The organism is Robiginitalea marina (assembly GCF_024006985.1).
In the GTDB taxonomy this organism is placed as follows: Bacteria; Bacteroidota; Bacteroidia; order Flavobacteriales; family Flavobacteriaceae; genus Robiginitalea; species Robiginitalea marina.
Window position 1 is genome coordinate 571,450 of sequence record NZ_JAMXIB010000001.1, and the last position, 17,204, is coordinate 588,653.

The window sequence follows — 17,204 nt, forward strand, 5'->3', positions numbered from 1 at the left end:
TGACCGAATTGGATAAAAGTGCATATCCAAAGATAAAAAACTAAGGGGTCATGAACATCAATAATTTTACCATTAAGGCGCAGGAAGCCCTGCAACAGGCACAGCAACTCGCCCAGGAGCTCGGTCATGCCCAGGTGGAAAACGAACACCTTTACAAGGCGATTTCCATGGTGGACGAGAACGTATTGCCGTTCCTGCTCAAAAAACTGAACGTGAATGAAGCCCTTGTGGGGCAAATCCTTGAAAAGGAATTCCAGAGTTTCCCGAAGGTCTCGGGTGGAAATCTCATGTTTTCGAGCGAGGCCGGGAAGACGCTCAACGAGGCCTCCATCGTTGCCCGGAACATGTCCGATGACTTTGTTTCCATTGAGCATCTGCTTTTGGCGATTTTTAATTCCAAAAGCAGGATTGCCAGGATCCTCAAGGACCAGGGGGTGACCGAAAAGGACCTGAAGGCCGCCATCCAGGCCCTCCGGAAGGGGGACAGGGTAACTTCCCAGAGTGCGGAAGAAACCTACAATGCCCTGGAGAAGTATGCCCGGAACCTGAACAAACTGGCAGACAGCGGAAAGCTGGACCCGGTAATCGGGCGGGATGAGGAAATCCGAAGGATCCTCCAGATCTTATCGAGGCGCACCAAAAACAACCCGATGCTGGTGGGGGAACCCGGTACCGGGAAAACCGCCATTGCGGAGGGCCTGGCCCACCGTATCATCCAGGGGGACGTACCGGAAAACCTCAGGGACAAAGTCATTTATTCCCTGGATATGGGAGCCCTGATTGCCGGGGCTAAATATAAGGGGGAGTTCGAGGAACGGCTGAAATCCGTGATCAAGGAGGTGACGTCCTCAGAGGGGAATATCGTCCTTTTCATCGACGAGATCCATACCCTGGTCGGGGCTGGCGGAGGACAGGGGGCGATGGATGCCGCAAACATCCTGAAACCTGCCCTGGCCCGCGGGGAACTCAGAGCCATAGGGGCCACTACGCTCGATGAATACCAGAAATATTTTGAACAGGACAAGGCCCTGGAGCGCCGGTTCCAGAAGATCACCGTGGATGAACCCGATACGGAGAGCGCCATTTCGATCCTGAGGGGCCTGAAGGAAAAGTACGAAACCCACCACAAGGTACAGATCAAGGATGAAGCCGTGATTGCGGCGGTGGAACTATCCCAACGCTACATCACCAACCGGTTCCTCCCCGACAAGGCCATTGACCTGATGGATGAAGCAGCGGCCAGGTTGCGGATGGAAATCAATTCCAAACCGGAAGAACTCGACATGCTGGATCGGAAAATCATGCAACTGGAGATTGAGATAGAGGCCATCAAAAGGGAAAACGACCACACCAAGCTGAAGGCGCTAAATGTGGACCTGGCGAACCTCAAGGAAGAGCGTGCCTCCATCTTTGCCCAGTGGGAAAGTGAAAAAGGGGTGGTGGATGCCATCCAGAAGACGAAACAAGATATTGAGGACTTTAAGCTCGAGGCAGAGCGGGCAGAGCGCAATGGCGATTACGGCACGGTGGCTGAGTTGCGCTATGGAAAGATAAAAGAAGCCCAGGCAAGGCTTGAAAAACTGCAGGGGGAACTGGCCGAGCAACAGCGGACCGGTACCCTGATAAAGGAAGAAGTAACCGCAGAGGATATTGCAGAGGTGGTGGCCAAATGGACCGGGATCCCGGTGAACAAAATGCTGCAGAGCGAGCGGGAAAAACTGCTGAAGCTCGAGGATGTGCTCCACCAGAGGGTCGTGGGCCAGGAAGAGGCCATTCAGGCGGTTTCCGATGCCATCCGGCGAAGCAGGGCCGGGCTGCAGGACCCGAAAAAGCCTATTGGTTCGTTCCTTTTCCTGGGGACTACCGGGGTGGGGAAGACCGAGTTGGCCAAAACCCTTGCGGCCTACCTTTTTGACGATGAAAACGCCCTTACCCGGATTGATATGAGCGAATACCAGGAACGCCACGCTGTAAGCCGCCTGGTTGGGGCCCCTCCGGGATACGTGGGGTATGACGAAGGCGGCCAGCTGACCGAAGCTGTGCGGCGCAAGCCCTATTCCGTAGTGCTGCTCGATGAAATCGAAAAAGCCCACCCCGATACCTTCAACATCCTCCTGCAGGTGCTCGATGAGGGACGCCTGACGGACAACAAAGGCAGGCTGGCCGATTTCAAGAATACGATCATCATTATGACCAGCAATATGGGCAGCCATATCATCCAGGAAAAATTCGAGGAATATAACGATATGGAGCAGGCCTCCGAAGCGGCACGGGACGAGGTACTGGCCTTGCTGCGCAAGTCGATCCGCCCTGAGTTCCTGAACCGGATCGACGATATCATCATGTTCACCCCCCTCGACCGGGAGGCCATCCGAGAAGTGGTGCGCCTGCAACTGGAGTCGCTGAAAAAGATGCTGGCCCGCCAGCATATCACCATCGATGCCACGGAAGAGGCCATTGGGTACCTGGCGAAAAAAGGATTTGATCCCCAATATGGGGCCCGCCCGATCAAGCGGACGCTGCAACGGGAGGTGCTCAACGCCCTTTCAAAAGAAATCCTCAGTGGCAGCATCCATCCGGAGAGCATCGTGCTGATCGATTGCTTCGATGACGAACTGGTGTTCAGGAACCAGGATGAACTGGTGGAATAAGCCTGCCCTTGCAAAACTTGAAAACCCCGGTGCCGTTTGCGGCCCGGGGTTCTTTTTTGCCGGCGCTTATACCGCACAGTATCTTATTTTTTATCTTCGTAAAAAATCCACCCCTGATGACCACCAAGGCCGAACGCACCACCGCCTACATTATTGAAACCGTAGCCCCCCTGTTCAACCGCCACGGGTACGTGGGCACCAGCATGAGTGACCTGACCGGGGCCACAGGCCTTACCAAAGGGGCTTTATACGGGAATTTTGAAAATAAGGACGCCCTGGCCCTGGCCGCTTTCCAGTACAACAGCACCCGGTTGCTCAGCGCCCTGGATGACGTGTTGGTAGGGGAAGGCACCGCCCTGGAAAAGCTGTTTCGCCTCCTGGATTTCTACCGGCATTACGACCATTTTACCAGGGATATGGGCGGATGCCCCGTCCTGAATGTCGGCATGGATGCCCTGCACAACCACCGGACCCTCTCTGCGGCTGCGCGGGAAACGGCACGTACCATCGAGGGAAAAATCGCGCTTGTCCTGGAAACCGGCGTGAAGCAGGGGGAAATGAAGGTGCCTGTGCCCCCCCTGCAATTTGCCAGACAACTTTACACCATGATCCAGGGGGCTGTAGCCATGGCCAGCATTATGACTGACCGCAAATACCTGCACAACACCATGGCATACCTTGAGGTCCTGATCCGAAGGGAAATCAAAAAATAAAGGCAGGCTTTACCGGACCCTGAAGATCCAGAGTTCGCCCTGGTACCTTCCATTGAATTTGCTGTCGCGTGCCCTTCTGGCCTCCTCTATGGTATCATAGCGCTCCAGGTAAACGTAGTTGAACCGGTTTGCGCTCCGGTAGAAGGATTTGGGTTCCAACCCGCGACCCTGTAACCTTTCCATAAAGAGGTCGTAGTATTTTTTGGTTCCGAACACATTGGTTATCAGGTAGAATCCTGGCTCCAGTCCCTCTTCCCGGCTGACTTCCTGATACTTCTCGCCTTTCTCAGGGACCACTTTCGCCTCCCGCCCTGCGAGGGCCGCCGCTGCCTTATCGAGGGAGTCTTTACGGCGCTCCATGGCAAGGGCTGCTTCGGCCTGCTGACGGAGGGAATCCTCATTGCGGCGCAGGGCGAGGGCTGCCTCCTGCATTTGCCTGATGGAATCCCGGCGTTGCCGGAGCACAAGCTCCTGCTCCCGGGCGCGGGCATCCAGGGAATCCCTTTGCAGGGCAGCCTGCCGGATAGCCTCTTCCTGGGCATCTATTTGGGCAGCCACCCGGGCCTTTTCCGCGTCGTCCTCACCCTTCACGATAAGTTCCTCCCGCGGTGCTTCTTTCGGGGCCTCCGGTTGCTTCCCGCCAAAGGAAAAGGCCAGCACCACCTCAAAGGAGGTATCGCTTTCCAGGGGGCTCTCATCCGAACCAAACTCCACAAGCCCGCCCAGGGATACCTTCTGGAACAGGCGTATGCCGGCCCCTGCAGAGAGGCCATAGTAACTGTTATATCCGGCCTGCGCCCAATAGGTCGGCGCGGCCCACAGAGCATTCAGACCGACCTGATTGTCAAAACCCGGGATTCGGCGATAATACGCCCTGGGTTCAAGGGTTGTGACCTGGCCTGCCGCATTTTCAGCTACCTGAAAGGCATAGCGCCCCATGAGGGTAACGGTTTTCTGGTCCGATTCGGTCACGGCCTGGCTTTCCGTAAAGTTGTAGTCAAAGAGGTTTTCCGCCACTACGCCCAGGGCAAAGCGCTCGATGGTGACTTCCAAAGCAGGCGCCATTTGCACGATAAAATCGTTTACGGTCCTATCTATTGGCAGAATCGGATCCGAAGGGTTCAGGCGGTCATCGGCCAGTTCCTGCTGGTATCCGAAAAGGTTAAGTCCGAAGGCAATACCAAACCCTTCCCCCACCGGGATCCGGTAAGCGAAATTCAGGACGCCCCCGTTTTGCTGGAACAACCCTGTATTATGCTGGAAGAACCCGCCCCCGAAAGCCACATTGTTTTCCCGTCGCAGGTAACTCAGGTAAAGGGTAGTTGGGTCTGCATCTACCGATTGCCATTGCCATCGGGTCCAAAGGGCCAGGCGCTGCTGCTGGTCCTGAGTGAGGGAAAGCACGGGGCTGAACAGGTTGGCATTGTAATCGGTAAGGTTGTGCTGACGAAAATCAGGCGGCAGGTCCAAAGCCTGGGAAAAGGCCGCGGAAGCGAATAGAAAAAATAAACCGGCAAAACTTTTTTTGCCCATATCCGGTTTTTTAAAACAATGGTTTGAAATGCTATATTTGCTTTGCGACCGCTTCCCGTTCGGGTGGGGTAATGTACGTAAAGCACAAAACTATGAAAATTTTTCCCTCCTTTTTTTTCGGAATATGCCTGTTAACACTTATCTCCTGCAAAGAGGAGCCCGCGGTCACGATTGAGGAGGCTTCCCCGGATGTCACCACTTTTTATTTTATCCGGCATGCGGAAAAGGACCGGACGAATCCGGAGGACTCTGATCCGGAATTGAACCAGAAAGGACTGGGAAGGGCCATGCACTGGGCAGAGATTCTGGATGAGGTCAGCTTGGACGCCATCTATGCCACCGACTTCGAAAGGACCAGCATGACAGCGGCCCCGGTAGCCGTCAAACAGGACATTACCGTGCAGTATTACGACCCGGCCACGCTTGACACCGGGGCCTTCCTTGCGGAAAACCGGGGTAAAAACGTGCTCGTGGTGGGCCATAGCAATTCCACCCCTGAACTGGTAAACCGCCTCCTGGGGGAGGAGCGCTTCCCTTCCATGGACGACCAGGACAACGGAAGCCTTTTTATCGTGACCCTGGTCGGTTCGCACCCCTCGGTCACCAGGCTGCATTTCAATTGTAATTGCCCGGAATAACTTCCAGGTCCAGGAGTTCGATCAGGGAAAGCAGTTCCAGTTCCCCCCTCTCAAAAAGGCTGTCGAGTGCCGTTACCGGCAAAGGACCTTCGTACTTGTAATTTTTGTAGTCCACAAAGCGGATACCCCCCGCACGGCGCTCGTTGTAGGCCTCCCGAAAACGTTTGCCGCCCCCGTTCGTATGGTATTCATAGGCCAGGTATTCGGGCAGGAAGCTCCCGGTATGGAACCAGTAGACGAATACATCTTCAAAATCGGTCCCCCCGCCTTCCTCCCGGAAGGTAACCCTCACTTTATGGTACTCGGAGCCCTTTAGGCGCACCTTGCCCAGGTATTCCTTCCTGACGGCGGCATCGTTCAGGCCATACGGCAGATAGGCAAAATAATGCACGGAATTCACGGCTTCGGAAACGGCTTTTTGCGTGGAATCGGCCAGGGTTACGGGCTGCCCGTCTATTTTGCGCTCAAAGGTCCCTCCCCTAAGGACATCTTCGATGCGGGCAGTATCTGTGGGAGTGATCCGCATGAGCACCCGCTGCCCATTTTCCCGGTAATACCCGTATTGCCGGTCCCGGAACGTAAACCGGACCCGGCTCCCCTCATACAGGTCGCCCCCGGCAGCTTCGATAGCCCGGTCGACGATGGCCTGGGCCGACAGGGTTTCAGGTCGCTTTTCCCCGCAACCGACAGACAGCAGTATCAGGATAAAAACAATGGCTTTTCTCATGTTGTACACATTTGGTACAAAGGTGGGGTTTTTGCCCAAAACCTTACGGCCGTTGGGAAAATTCCCGGGGATACCCCGGATTTTGTGCTACTTTTGCAGCGATGCAGAAGCAGATAAACATAAAGAACAAGCGGGCTCGCTTCGATTATGAATTCCTGGACACCTTTGTGGCGGGGATCGTGCTGTCGGGTACGGAAATCAAGTCCATACGCGAGGGCAAGGCATCCATTGCGGAGAGCTTTTGCGAATTCAACGAACAGGGTGAGCTTTTTGTCATCAACATGCAGGTGGATCCTTACAGCCATGGCACACATTACAACCACCAGCCCAAAGCCGCCCGGAAACTGCTGCTCCACCGGCAGGAACTCAAAAAACTCTTCAAGGAGGTCAAAACCAGCGGAAACACCATCGTGCCACTGAACCTCTTCATCAACGACCGTGGCCTGGCGAAAATGAAGATTGCCCTGGCCCGGGGAAAGAAACAGTACGACAAAAGGGAAACCATTAAAACACGGGAAACCAAAAGGCACCTGGACCGGGTAAAGAAACAGTTTAATGCCTGAGGGTTTGCCCTAGCCTTTTTTATCTTCCAGCAACGGGACAAAACGAAAACTGCCGCATTCCCGGCGTTCAAATTCCCGCTCACCTGTACGGCGGATGAGCAGCATGGTTTGTTCTTCCCCGCCCACGGGAATGACGAGCCTCCCCCCCACTTTCAGCTGAGACATTAGGGGCTTTGGGATCATGGGGGCGCCCGCAGTGACAATGATGCTGTCGAAGGGAGCTTCCTCCGGCAAGCCTTTGTACCCGTCACCAAAGACATAGCGTTTGGGGCGATAGCCCATTTTTTTGAAGAACAGGCTGGTTTTTTTAAACAGGGACAACTGGCGCTCCACCGTGTAAACCCGGGCGCCGAGTTTGAGCAATACGGCTGTCTGATACCCGCTGCCGGTGCCGATTTCCAGGATTTTGTCGCCGGGGCTGACCTCCAGCAGTTCGCTCTGGTAGGCCACCGTATACGGTTGGGATATGGTCTGCCCGGCTGCTATGGGGAAGGCTTTATCCTGGTAGGCGTGGTCCTCGAACCCACTGTCCATGAACAGGTGCCGTGGCACGGACCGGATGGCGTCGAGCACGGCCTTGCTGGTAATGCCCTTTCCCTCGAGCAACTCGGCCAGCTGGTTCCTTTTTCCCTGGTGCTTTAACGTATCCCTCAAGGCGGTGATGTTTTCGCGAATTTAGAAAAACTTGGGCACAGTAGCCCCCAACGGCGAAAAATGCCCCCGAACGGGCCATCGCCCTTCGAAAGGCGAGAAGTTCTTCGGCCCCCGGAAGGTCAACTCACAAAGTATGATTATTTTTGAATCCTAATCCAACTCCTCGAATATGTTAAAAGCCGGCGTACTGGGTGCAGGCCACCTGGGAAAAATACACCTGAGGTTGCTCAGGGAATCCCCCAGGTACGACCTGGTGGGGTTTTACGATCCCGATAGCATACAGGGAAAAAAGGTTTCCGAAGAATTCGGCATTCCGTACTTCGACAACATGAACGCCCTGATCGCGGCCGTCGACGTGGTGGATATCGTAACCCCCACCCTTTCCCATTTCGACTGTGCAAAAAAAGCCATTGAGGCCGGAAGGCACGTGTTTATCGAAAAACCGGTAACCCATACCTTCGAGGAGGCCGCCCTGCTGATGGAACTGCTCCGTAAAACAGGGCTCAAAGGGCAGGTGGGGCACGTGGAACGCTTTAACCCGGCCTTTCAGGCAGTGAGGGGGCTGATCGGAACCCCCATGTTCATAGAGGCCCACCGTTTAGCCGAGTTCAACCCCAGGGGTACCGACGTACCCGTGGTCCTCGATTTGATGATCCACGACATCGATATCATCCTCAGCGTGGTAGATTCCGAAGTACGCGACATCCAGGCCAGCGGGGTATCGGTGATCAGCAGTTCCCCCGATATTGCCAATGCCCGTATCGCTTTTGAAAACGGCTGTGTAGCCAACCTCACGGCCAGCCGGATTTCCCTGAAAAACATGCGGAAATCGCGGTTTTTCCAACGCGATGCCTATATCTCCGTCGATTTCCTCGACCGGAAGGTGGAAGTCGTTCGGATGAAGGACGCCCCGGCCACCCCGGGGGAATTCGACATGATCCTCCAGAATGCCGAAGGGGAACAGAAACAGATTTATTTCGAAAACCCGGAAATCAAAGCGAACAACCCCATCCTGGACGAGCTCGAGCAGTTTGCCGATGCGATTGAAAAGGACCTGGAGCCGGCGGTACCACTTGGGGCCGGGGCCCGGGCCCTGGATGTGGCCCTTAAAATCATAGAAGCATTTGGGCGGGGCAATTCCCTGTAACCGAAGTAAACGAAACATACCAGAACAAAAAAATGATCGCAAACGTAACGGTAATTGGGGCCGGTACCATGGGTAACGGGATCGCCCACGTATTTGCCCAGCACCAGTTCAAGGTAACCCTGGTCGACATTTCCCCTGACAACCTGAAGAAGGGGGTGGCAACCATAGAAAAGAACCTCCAGCGCATGGTCGGAAAAGGGGTACTCGACCCGGAAGCAGTACAGACCACCCTTGGCAACATAACGACCACTACCCACCTGGCAACCGGGGTATCACAGGCCGACCTGGTGGTGGAGGCTGCCACCGAAGACCGCGAGCTCAAAAAAAAGATCTTCCGCGAAATGGACGCCCACTGCCGGGCAGGGGCCATCCTGGCCACCAACACCTCCTCCATCTCCATTACGGAAATCGGGGCGGCAACAGGCAGGCCCGAAAACGTCATCGGGATGCACTTCATGAACCCGGTACCGGTGATGAAACTGGTGGAGGTGATACGGGGCTACAGTACCTCGGCAGAAGTAACCCGTACCATCCTGGAACTTTCGCGAAAACTGGGGAAAACCCCCACCGAGGTGAACGATTACCCGGGTTTTATCGCCAACCGCATCCTGATGCCCATGATCAACGAAGCCATCGAAAGCCTGTTCCACGGGATCGCCGGGGTATCGGAAATCGACACCGTGATGAAGCTGGGCATGGGGCATCCGATGGGGCCCCTCCAACTGGCTGACTTTATAGGGCTGGACGTGTGCCTGTCGATCCTGGAGGTGATGCATGAAGGCTTCAAAAACCCCAAGTACGCGCCCTGCCCGCTGTTGGTGAAGATGGTTGCCGCCGGGAAGCTCGGGGTGAAATCCGGCGAAGGTTTTTACGATTATTCCCAATCCGCAAAAGCCGAAAAAGTGGCTGCACAATTCAGCTGAGGCCCATGGCGGATCTGATCCCTTTCCCGGCCACCCGCCCGGCCCCTGACAAGGTGGCACACGTGGTGTCGCGGTCTTACGAGGAATACGGGCGAAAGGAACGCAAGGCCCTGATGAAGCACAACCCGTTTTCCTTCCTCCACATCATCAGGCCGGGGTTTAAGTTCCACCGGGAATTCAGCGGGGCCAGGCGCTTTGAAATGGTCCGTAACCGGTACCTGGAGTTCCTGGAAGAAGGCATCCTCATCCGCGATCAGGAACCCGCCTTCTACCTGTACCATACCCGGAGCGGGGCAGATTCGGCCTATGGGGTATTCTGTGCCGCCAGCACGGAAGACTACCGGAGCAACCTCATCAAAAGGCATGAAGACACCCTGTTGCGACGGGAGGAGTTGTTTGCCGACTATCTGGAAAAAGTCCGCTTCAATGCGGAACCCGTGCTGATGGCTTATCCCGACCAGCAAAACCTAGAAGCCCTGTTTGGGGAAATCATGCAGGAGGCCCCGGAATATTTTTTCACCACCCCGGACCGGGTTACCCACCGCCTCTGGGTGATCCGGCAGCAGGGACGCGTGGCCGCCATCCGTGAAGCCTTCAGGACCATGGATTCCCTCTATATCGCCGACGGGCACCACCGCTGTGCTTCCTCGGACCTCCTGGCCCGGCGCACGGAAACCCTGCCCGGTGGAAAGGAGCAGGATAAATCCTTCCGCTATTTCATGGCATACCTGATCCCTGAATCCCAGTTGAGGATACACTCCTTTTACCGCCTGCTGACCACCATGAACGGGCTTTCAAAAAATGAGCTCCTGGTGCGCCTTGACCATTATTTCCGAATCCATGACATGGGCCCCGCCCATTTTGAGCCCACGGAAAAGCACCAGTTTTCGATGTACCTCGAAGGGGAGTTTTTTGCCCTCTACCTCCGACGGCAACCCAAGGCTTCCAAAGACCCCCTGGGCCGGCTCGATACCCAGCTGCTGTACGAAAACATCCTGAAACCGGTTTTTGGGGTATCGGACCCCAGAAATGACCCGAGGGTGCGCTATCTTCACGATCGGCACGGCGGGGCCGAAATGCGTCAATTGATTGACCGGGGCGCCTGTGCAGTTGGGTTCGGGATGAAACCCGTCACTATGGAAGAACTGAAGGCTGTGGCCGATGCAGGCCAAACCATGCCCCCAAAAAGCACCTTTATCGAACCGAAACTCCCCAGCGGGCTCACCCTGTACGATTTTCAAAACCACCCGTCATGAGCATTGCCGAAAACCTGAAAAAAATTGAGGAATCCCTACCCCCGCAGGTCACCCTGGTGGCCGTCTCCAAGACGCATGGCGAATCGGAGATTATGGAAGCCTACCATGCGGGGCAGCGGGCCTTCGGGGAAAACAAGGTCCAGGAACTGGTGGGCAAATGGGAGGCACTCCCCAAAGACATCGAATGGCACATGATCGGCCACCTGCAGCGCAACAAGGTAAAGTACCTTGCTGGGTTCGTATCCCTGATCCACGGGGTCGACAGCCAACGCCTGCTGGAGGAAATCGACAAACGGGCCGGCGCCCACAACAGGGTCGTCGACTGCCTGTTACAGGTCCATATTGCCCGGGAATCCTCAAAGTTCGGTTTTGACGAAAAAGAACTGGAAGGAGTCCTGCAGGAAGGGGTCTTATCGTCCCTCCCGAATGTCCGCATACGGGGGCTGATGGGGATGGCCACCTTCAGTGATGACCCGGAGCTGGTGGCTTCTGAATTCCGGTACTTGAAATCCCTGTTCGACCGGTTAATGGCCGGCCGGGAGCATGCCGACATCCTCTCCATGGGGATGAGCGGCGATTATCGGATCGCCATTGGCGAGGGAAGTACCATGGTCCGCATAGGAAGTAGTATCTTTGGGGAAAGGAATTACCCTTAAATTAACAAAAACGCAGTGTACGCTGTACTGGATATAGAAACCACCGGGGGGAGATTCGGGGAGGAAGGCATCACGGAAATTGCCATCCACCTGTTTGACGGGCACCAGGTGGTGGATACGTTTATCAGCCTGGTTAACCCGGAGCGCGACATCCAGCCCTATGTCCAGAAGCTCACCGGGATCAGCCCCCAGATGGTGCGCTCCGCGCCCAAATTCTTCCAGGTGGCCAAGCGTATCGTGGAGATTACGGAAGGATCGGTATTGGTTGCCCACAACGCCCAGTTTGATTACCGCATCCTCAGGACTGAATTCCAGCGGCTCGGATATGAGTTCCAGCGGAAGACCCTTTGCACGGTAGACCTCTCCAAACGCCTGATCCCGGAGGCGGAATCCCACAGCCTCGGAAAACTGGTCAAAGCCCTGGGCATCCCCCTGAGCGACCGCCACCGGGCCAACGGGGATGCCCTCGCCACCCTGAAGTTGCTCCAGGTGCTCCTGGACCGCGACACTGAAAAAGGCATCCTGAGGGAAGTTATCCGATCTGAGGCGCACGGGGAGCTTTCTTCGCGCCAGTTGCAGCTTGTGGAATCGGTACCCGACCAAACAGGCGTGTACTACCTCTTCAACCGGGACCGGGAATTGATTTACCTCGATTACAGCCGCAACATGCGGGCTGCCGTAAACCAGCACTTTACCCGGCAGGACCAGGCTGGGCGCCGGCTGCGGAAGGATATACGGGAGGTGCAGTTCGAACAAACCGGCAGCGAACTCATGGCCCGCCTGAAATCATTTGTGGAGGTCCTGCAGAACCGGCCCTCGCACAACCGCCTGCCCAGGCGGAAGGCCGCGAAGGCCCGCACCCCGCTTTATATCAATGGGGATCCCTATCCCCTGGAGGGCAGGGACCTGCTCCTGGTGGACCATGGACGCGACAAGGGGGAACGCGCCGCCATCTGGCTCAGCGGGACGCAGGTGCGTGGCATGGGGTATTTCTCCCTGAACCACCAGGTGCGCAACCTCCCAATCCTGGAAACGCTGCTGACCCCCCTGGAAAAGCAGGACGGGGCTTTGGAACTCATCGCGGATTTCCTGCGCGAAAAGAAGATTATGAAGGTCATCGAACTTTAAACCCCGGGCTTTGGGAAAAAAAGCGAAAAGCGAAAACTGGAAAGACCGGCTTCATGAAATCATCTATGAGGCCGATACCCCCGCGGGTAAGTGGTTCGACCTGGTCCTGATCGCGCTGATCCTCTTCAGCGTCGTGCTGGTGATGCTTGAAAGCGTGGATACCATAGATGCCAGGTACCACAGGACCCTGTTGGCCCTGGAATGGGTGGTAACCGTGCTTTTTACCCTGGAATATATCGCCCGCATTATCAGCATCCGAAAACCAGCCCACTACATTTTCAGCTTTTACGGGATCATCGACCTTTTATCGACTATCCCGCTCTACCTTTCCTACGTCGTAGCCGGGTCACAGGTACTCCTGGCCTTGCGGGCCCTGCGGCTGCTCAGGATTTTCCGGATCCTCAAGCTCGTGCAATTTCTGGGGGAGGCTTCAATGCTGCGGGAAGCCCTTAGAGCCAGCCGGACCAAGATCGCTGTCTTTATTTATACCGTGCTGATTCTGTCCATTTTGATGGGAACCCTGATGTATCTGATCGAGAGTGATGAGGCAGGCTTTACGAGCATCCCGCGCAGTATTTACTGGACCATTGTGACCCTGACCACGGTGGGGTACGGGGATATTGCCCCCCAGACCACCCTTGGGCAACTCATCGCCACAGTGGTGATGATCATGGGCTATGGGATCATTGCGGTCCCAACCGGGATCGTTACCGTGGAATTTTCCAAACAGGAAAAAAACAAAGGGTCCAGGCCGGAAGGCTATCCCCCGGTACATACCAACACCCAGGCCTGCCCACATTGCGGGGTGGGAGGCCACCGGGACGACGCCTCCTTCTGTTATCAATGCGGGGCGAAACTCTGATGGAAGGCCGCTACCTGATCTCCGTAAGTGGCCCAACCGCGATTGGAAAAACCGACTGGGCTATCCGCCTGGCCCGCCATTACAACACCAGCATCCTCTCCGCAGATTCCAGGCAGTTCTACAGGGAAATGCGAATAGGGACAGCCGTTCCCTCAATAGCGGAACTGGAGCAGGCCCCGCACTTTTTCATACAGCACCGCTCGATTTCTGAGCCCTATTCGGTAGGCGATTTTCAACGGGAAGCCCTCCAAAAGCTCAGGGAGCTGTTCGCTACCCGGAACGCAGTGATCATGGTCGGGGGGAGCGGGCTCTACCTGGATGCCGTAACCGGCGGCCTGGATGAGTTCCCGGAGGTACCCGCGGAGGTCCGGGAAAACCTTCAGGACCTCCTTAAACGCGAAGGAATAGCGGCCCTGCAGCAACTGCTGCAGGAACACGACCCGAAATACTTCGGCATTGTGGATACACAAAACCCCAGGCGCCTGATCCGGGCCCTTGAAGTCTGCCTGGCCTCCGGACAACCTTACAGTTCCTTCCGGGGGAAAAAGGCTGCCCCCGACTTTTTCACGCACCTGCCCCTGGGCATACAGGCCCCCAGGGAAATCGTCTATCGCAGGATCGACCAGCGGGTCGACCTGATGATGGCAGCAGGCCTTCTGGAAGAAGCCGAAAGGCTATACCCCTCCCGGGACCTAACCGCCCTTCAAACGGTGGGCTACCAGGAGCTCTTTGCCTACCTTGAAGGCCGGTGGGACCTGGCTACGGCCGTTGCGGAAATAAAGAAAAATACGCGGCGGTTTGCCAGGAGGCAAGGGACCTGGCTGCGAAAGCACCCGGAAATCCACTGGGTGCCCTATGATGCCCCGACCAGGGAGGCCACCGATTACCTCGACATCCGAATGAAAGCCCCGAACCATGGTTGAAGAAGCGAAGATTTACTTTGTTATGGGGGTCTCGGGCAGTGGAAAGACCACCCTGGGAAAGGCACTTGCCCAAAGGCTGAAAATCCCGTTTTTCGATGGGGATGATTTCCACCCTGCGGAGAACATCGCCAGGATGTCGCGGGGCATCCCCCTGCAGGATGCCGACCGGGAAGGATGGCTGCGCCGGCTTAACGCCCTGGCAGGGGAGCATACGGCCAGGGGGGCGGTGATCGCCTGTTCGGCCCTTAAGGAACACTATCGGGACCTGCTCGCCCAGGGGGTTGAAAGGCAGGTCGTCTGGATCTTCCTCAAGGGAACCTATGATGAAATTTCAGAACGGTTGAAAAATAGAAAGGGGCATTATATGCCCCCTTCCCTGCTTCGTTCCCAATTTGACGACTTGCAGCCGCCAGCCCGGGCGATTGTGATTCCGGTATCCGCTTCCGTGGAGGAAGCCCTGCAAAGCCTCAGGGCGCAACTGGCCCAGGGAGGCCGACCGGGTTAGCACACCCTATTTTTCGGAATCCGTTTTAACCACCAGGCGGAACCCTTCCCCATGGATGTTGAGGATTTCCACGCTGTCATCCCGTTTCAGGTACTTGCGGAGCTTGGCAATGTACACATCCATACTGCGGGAGGTGAAATAATTGTCGTCCCTCCAGATTTTGGTCAGGGCCAGTTCACGGGGCATCAGGTCGTTCTGGTGCAGGGCGAGCAACCGCAGCAATTCATTCTCCTTGGGGGAAAGCTTTATGGGCTCCTCTTCTTTGTATTTGAGGAACCGCAGTTTGGAATTCAGGTGGAAATTCCCAATCTGGAATTCGTGCTGCTTGCTTTCCGCCAGGTTGCTGGACTCCTTCCGTTGCAGGATGGCCCTGAGCTTGGCCAGGAGCACTTCGGAATCAAAGGGCTTGTTCAGGTAATCGTCGGCCCCGGCCTTATAGCCTTTCAAAACGTCTTCCTTCATGGTCTTTGCCGTAAGGAAAACGATCGGGATGTTTTCATTTTTCTCCCTGATTTCCCTGGCCAGGGTAAAGCCATCCTTATAGGGCATCATCACATCCAGGATACAGACATCAAAATGCTCCTTTTTAAATTTTTCAAACCCTTCCATCCCATTTTTGGCCAGCGTGACCTCAAAATCGTTCATAGAAAGGTAGTCCTTAAGCACAATCCCGAAATTCGGGTCGTCCTCTACCAGCAATATTTTCTTATTTTCTGTTTCCATACTATTTCAAATTAAAGGGAGCTTGATATAGAAAGTACTTCCTTTTCCTTTCTCGCTTTCTGCATAGACCTCTCCCTGGTGGTCTTCAACAATTTTTTTGACATAGGCAAGGCCCAGGCCGTGGCCCTTGACGTTGTGAATGTCACCGGTATGCTCCCGGTAAAACTTTTCAAAAATCCGCTTCAGCACCACTTTTGACATTCCCGCCCCCTGGTCCTGGACCCGGATAATCAGGAAATTCTTGGCCACTTCGGTGAACACGTCAATTTTCGGGGCATCCGGGGAGTACTTTATCGCATTGTCCAGGATGTTTACGATAACATTCCCAAAATGGGTTTCATTGGCCAGCACCTCGGATCGTTCAGCATCCAGGTGGGCCTTTACATATCCGCCCCGGTCCTGTACGATGAGCTCCACGTGGTTGATGGACTTTTGGATTAGTTCGTGTGCATCCACCCGTTCCTTACTGATATCGAGCTGGTTTTTTTCCAATTTGGAAATCCTCAGCACGTTTTCGACCTGGGCGTGCATCCGTTTGTTTTCATCCCGGATCATCTGCAGGTACCGCAGGGTCTTGTCGCGGTCTTCCATGATCTTCGGGTTCTTGATGGCCTCAACGGCCAGGTTTATGGTGGCTATCGGGGTTTTGAACTCATGGGTCATGTTGTTGATGAAATCAGACTTGATCTCAGAAATCTGCTTCTGCCTGATCAGCTGATAGATGGCGCTCGCATAGGCGATCATGATGATAAGGGTAAAGAGCAAAGAAAGGGCGGTCATCCCCAGTACGGAGTTCAGCAGGAATTTCTTTTTCCTCGGAAAGGAAATGAGCAGGGCAAATTCGGTATTACCCTCGCTGTCCCTGAAAATAGGGGCCTGGTAGTGCCCGTCTTTCTCAAAACGGAATTTCATGGACTTCACCCTGGTCGGCAGCCCGCGGCTGTAGACCCCATATTCAAAGTCGAGGTCAAGGTTCCTGGCCTTTAGCTCCTGGTCCAGGAGCAATTCGATTTCCTCCCTCCCCACCCGCTCGTGGATGGGCACCCGGCTGGCGTAAACCCGATAAACATCGTCGAACATGGCTTTTTCCATGGCGGAAATCCCCCCTACTTTTTCCCATTTCTCCACGGGGCTCAACCGGTAGGTGGTACCGTCCAGGCCGTATTCTTCCCTGAAAATCGTCCGCGTCCGCCGGCTCGTATAATTTTTAATGGTGGAGGAATCCGAAGGGGCCTCGCTGTCAAAGAACGTGGATGCGATATTGTAATCCTCCTCTAAAATACCATGGGAATAAAACAGGATTTCATTGGAGTTCAAATCTCGGTCGACGAAAAAAATATTGCTGAGGTGGGAACTCTTGAGCTCTCCCACGCTGTCCTTGAGGTCCAGGAAACGTTCGGAATACTCCTTCATTTCCCGTTCTTCAATTTTTTCAGCAACCCTGGTCAGCACTTCGGTCACCGTATTGGAAAACTGCTCTTCCCGGTCTTCGACCGAACTGCGGATCCAGTAGAGCTGAACAGCGATGATCCCTACCAGGGAAAGGCTCATCAGGGTGACCAGCAGCGCAAATAACCTCCTATTCATCGTCTACGTAAAAGT

17 protein-coding genes are annotated in these 17,204 nt (G+C 55.2%); 12 read left to right on the forward strand and 5 right to left on the reverse strand.

All coding sequences use genetic code 11. The features are described from left to right. Positions 1-50 precede the first annotated feature (50 nt). Together clpB and NG653_RS02510 are read left to right on the forward strand one after the other, a co-directional pair. A complete protein-coding gene (gene clpB, locus NG653_RS02505) occupies positions 51-2,651 on the forward strand; it encodes an ATP-dependent chaperone ClpB (RefSeq protein WP_252740079.1) in 2,601 nt (866 codons plus the stop codon). Between the two features lie 116 nt (positions 2,652-2,767). Next, positions 2,768-3,364: a TetR family transcriptional regulator C-terminal domain-containing protein gene (locus NG653_RS02510; protein ID WP_252740080.1), complete on the forward strand. Its 597-nt coding sequence runs from the start codon at positions 2,768-2,770 to the stop codon at positions 3,362-3,364. Between the two features lie 9 nt (positions 3,365-3,373). On the opposite strand, the gene NG653_RS02515 is transcribed toward NG653_RS02510, so the two are convergent. After that, positions 3,374-4,897: a PorP/SprF family type IX secretion system membrane protein gene (locus tag NG653_RS02515; protein WP_252740081.1), complete on the reverse strand. Its 1,524-nt coding sequence runs from the start codon at positions 4,895-4,897 to the stop codon at positions 3,374-3,376. Between the two features lie 92 nt (positions 4,898-4,989). Between NG653_RS02515 and NG653_RS02520 the strand changes: the two genes are divergently transcribed. Beyond that, the gene (locus NG653_RS02520; RefSeq protein ID WP_252740082.1) at positions 4,990-5,535 is read left to right on the forward strand and encodes a SixA phosphatase family protein; all 546 of its coding nucleotides are present in this window, start codon (positions 4,990-4,992) and stop codon (positions 5,533-5,535) included. Here NG653_RS02520 and NG653_RS02525 read toward each other — a convergent pair. Then, complete coding sequence (locus tag NG653_RS02525; protein WP_252740083.1) at positions 5,513-6,262, reverse strand: DUF6503 family protein; 750 nt, start codon at positions 6,260-6,262, stop codon at positions 5,513-5,515. The two genes, NG653_RS02520 and NG653_RS02525, sit on opposite strands and share 23 nt — an antisense overlap. Positions 6,263-6,363: 101 nt before the next feature. On the opposite strand from NG653_RS02525, the gene smpB reads away from it, so the two are divergent. After that, the gene (gene smpB, locus NG653_RS02530) at positions 6,364-6,825 is read left to right on the forward strand and encodes an SsrA-binding protein SmpB (RefSeq protein WP_252740084.1); all 462 of its coding nucleotides are present in this window, start codon (positions 6,364-6,366) and stop codon (positions 6,823-6,825) included. A 9-nt stretch (positions 6,826-6,834) separates the two neighbouring features. Here the strand turns inward: smpB and NG653_RS02535 are convergent, their stop codons facing one another. Further along, positions 6,835-7,479: a protein-L-isoaspartate(D-aspartate) O-methyltransferase gene (locus NG653_RS02535; RefSeq protein WP_252740085.1), complete on the reverse strand. Its 645-nt coding sequence runs from the start codon at positions 7,477-7,479 to the stop codon at positions 6,835-6,837. 169 nt (positions 7,480-7,648) lie between these two features. On the opposite strand from NG653_RS02535, the gene NG653_RS02540 reads away from it, so the two are divergent. From NG653_RS02540 to NG653_RS02575, 8 genes are read left to right on the forward strand one after another with little or no spacing between them, the layout of a single operon-like run. Then, on the forward strand, positions 7,649-8,626 hold the full coding sequence (locus NG653_RS02540) for a Gfo/Idh/MocA family protein (protein ID WP_252740086.1): 978 nt from the start codon (positions 7,649-7,651) through the stop codon (positions 8,624-8,626). A 35-nt stretch (positions 8,627-8,661) separates the two neighbouring features. Beyond that, positions 8,662-9,549 (forward strand): 3-hydroxyacyl-CoA dehydrogenase family protein, encoded by an 888-nt coding sequence (locus NG653_RS02545; RefSeq protein ID WP_252740149.1) that lies wholly within the window; start codon positions 8,662-8,664, stop codon positions 9,547-9,549. Positions 9,550-9,554: 5 nt separating this feature from the next. Then, positions 9,555-10,805, forward strand: coding sequence for a DUF1015 domain-containing protein (locus NG653_RS02550; RefSeq protein ID WP_252740087.1), 1,251 nt, complete (start codon positions 9,555-9,557; stop codon positions 10,803-10,805). Then, complete coding sequence (locus NG653_RS02555; RefSeq protein WP_252740088.1) at positions 10,802-11,461, forward strand: YggS family pyridoxal phosphate-dependent enzyme; 660 nt, start codon at positions 10,802-10,804, stop codon at positions 11,459-11,461. The genes NG653_RS02550 and NG653_RS02555 overlap by 4 nt, the downstream gene beginning before the upstream one ends. 15 nt (positions 11,462-11,476) lie before the next feature. After that, positions 11,477-12,589 carry an exonuclease domain-containing protein gene (locus NG653_RS02560; protein WP_252740089.1) on the forward strand — a complete coding sequence of 371 codons (1,113 nt, stop codon included), beginning with the start codon at positions 11,477-11,479 and terminating at the stop codon, positions 12,587-12,589. 10 nt (positions 12,590-12,599) lie between these two features. Further along, on the forward strand, positions 12,600-13,451 hold the full coding sequence (locus NG653_RS02565) for an ion transporter (protein WP_252740090.1): 852 nt from the start codon (positions 12,600-12,602) through the stop codon (positions 13,449-13,451). After that, positions 13,451-14,374, forward strand: coding sequence for a tRNA (adenosine(37)-N6)-dimethylallyltransferase MiaA (miaA, locus tag NG653_RS02570; protein ID WP_252740091.1), 924 nt, complete (start codon positions 13,451-13,453; stop codon positions 14,372-14,374). The genes NG653_RS02565 and miaA overlap by 1 nt, the downstream gene beginning before the upstream one ends. Then, positions 14,367-14,879 (forward strand): gluconokinase, encoded by a 513-nt coding sequence (locus NG653_RS02575; RefSeq protein ID WP_252740092.1) that lies wholly within the window; start codon positions 14,367-14,369, stop codon positions 14,877-14,879. Before miaA ends, NG653_RS02575 begins: the two co-directional genes overlap by 8 nt. Before the next feature lie 6 nt (positions 14,880-14,885). Here the strand turns inward: NG653_RS02575 and NG653_RS02580 are convergent, their stop codons facing one another. Then, on the reverse strand, positions 14,886-15,602 hold the full coding sequence (locus tag NG653_RS02580) for a response regulator transcription factor (RefSeq protein WP_252740093.1): 717 nt from the start codon (positions 15,600-15,602) through the stop codon (positions 14,886-14,888). Positions 15,603-15,608: 6 nt separating this feature from the next. Next, a complete protein-coding gene (locus NG653_RS02585; RefSeq protein WP_252740094.1) occupies positions 15,609-17,189 on the reverse strand; it encodes a sensor histidine kinase in 1,581 nt (526 codons plus the stop codon). Positions 17,190-17,204: the final 15 nt, after the last annotated feature.

Coding starts and splice junctions, on each gene's coding strand:
- clpB (WP_252740079.1), top strand. CDS start 51: ATGAACATCAATAATTTTACCATTAAGGCGCAGGAAGCCCTGCAACAG.
- NG653_RS02510 (WP_252740080.1), top strand. CDS start 2,768: ATGACCACCAAGGCCGAACGCACCACCGCCTACATTATTGAAACCGTA.
- NG653_RS02515 (WP_252740081.1), bottom strand. CDS start 4,897: ATGGGCAAAAAAAGTTTTGCCGGTTTATTTTTTCTATTCGCTTCCGCG.
- NG653_RS02520 (WP_252740082.1), top strand. CDS start 4,990: ATGAAAATTTTTCCCTCCTTTTTTTTCGGAATATGCCTGTTAACACTT.
- NG653_RS02525 (WP_252740083.1), bottom strand. CDS start 6,262: ATGAGAAAAGCCATTGTTTTTATCCTGATACTGCTGTCTGTCGGTTGC.
- smpB (WP_252740084.1), top strand. CDS start 6,364: ATGCAGAAGCAGATAAACATAAAGAACAAGCGGGCTCGCTTCGATTAT.
- NG653_RS02540 (WP_252740086.1), top strand. CDS start 7,649: ATGTTAAAAGCCGGCGTACTGGGTGCAGGCCACCTGGGAAAAATACAC.
- NG653_RS02550 (WP_252740087.1), top strand. CDS start 9,555: ATGGCGGATCTGATCCCTTTCCCGGCCACCCGCCCGGCCCCTGACAAG.
- NG653_RS02555 (WP_252740088.1), top strand. CDS start 10,802: ATGAGCATTGCCGAAAACCTGAAAAAAATTGAGGAATCCCTACCCCCG.
- miaA (WP_252740091.1), top strand. CDS start 13,451: ATGGAAGGCCGCTACCTGATCTCCGTAAGTGGCCCAACCGCGATTGGA.
- NG653_RS02575 (WP_252740092.1), top strand. CDS start 14,367: ATGGTTGAAGAAGCGAAGATTTACTTTGTTATGGGGGTCTCGGGCAGT.
- NG653_RS02580 (WP_252740093.1), bottom strand. CDS start 15,602: ATGGAAACAGAAAATAAGAAAATATTGCTGGTAGAGGACGACCCGAAT.
- NG653_RS02585 (WP_252740094.1), bottom strand. CDS start 17,189: ATGAATAGGAGGTTATTTGCGCTGCTGGTCACCCTGATGAGCCTTTCC.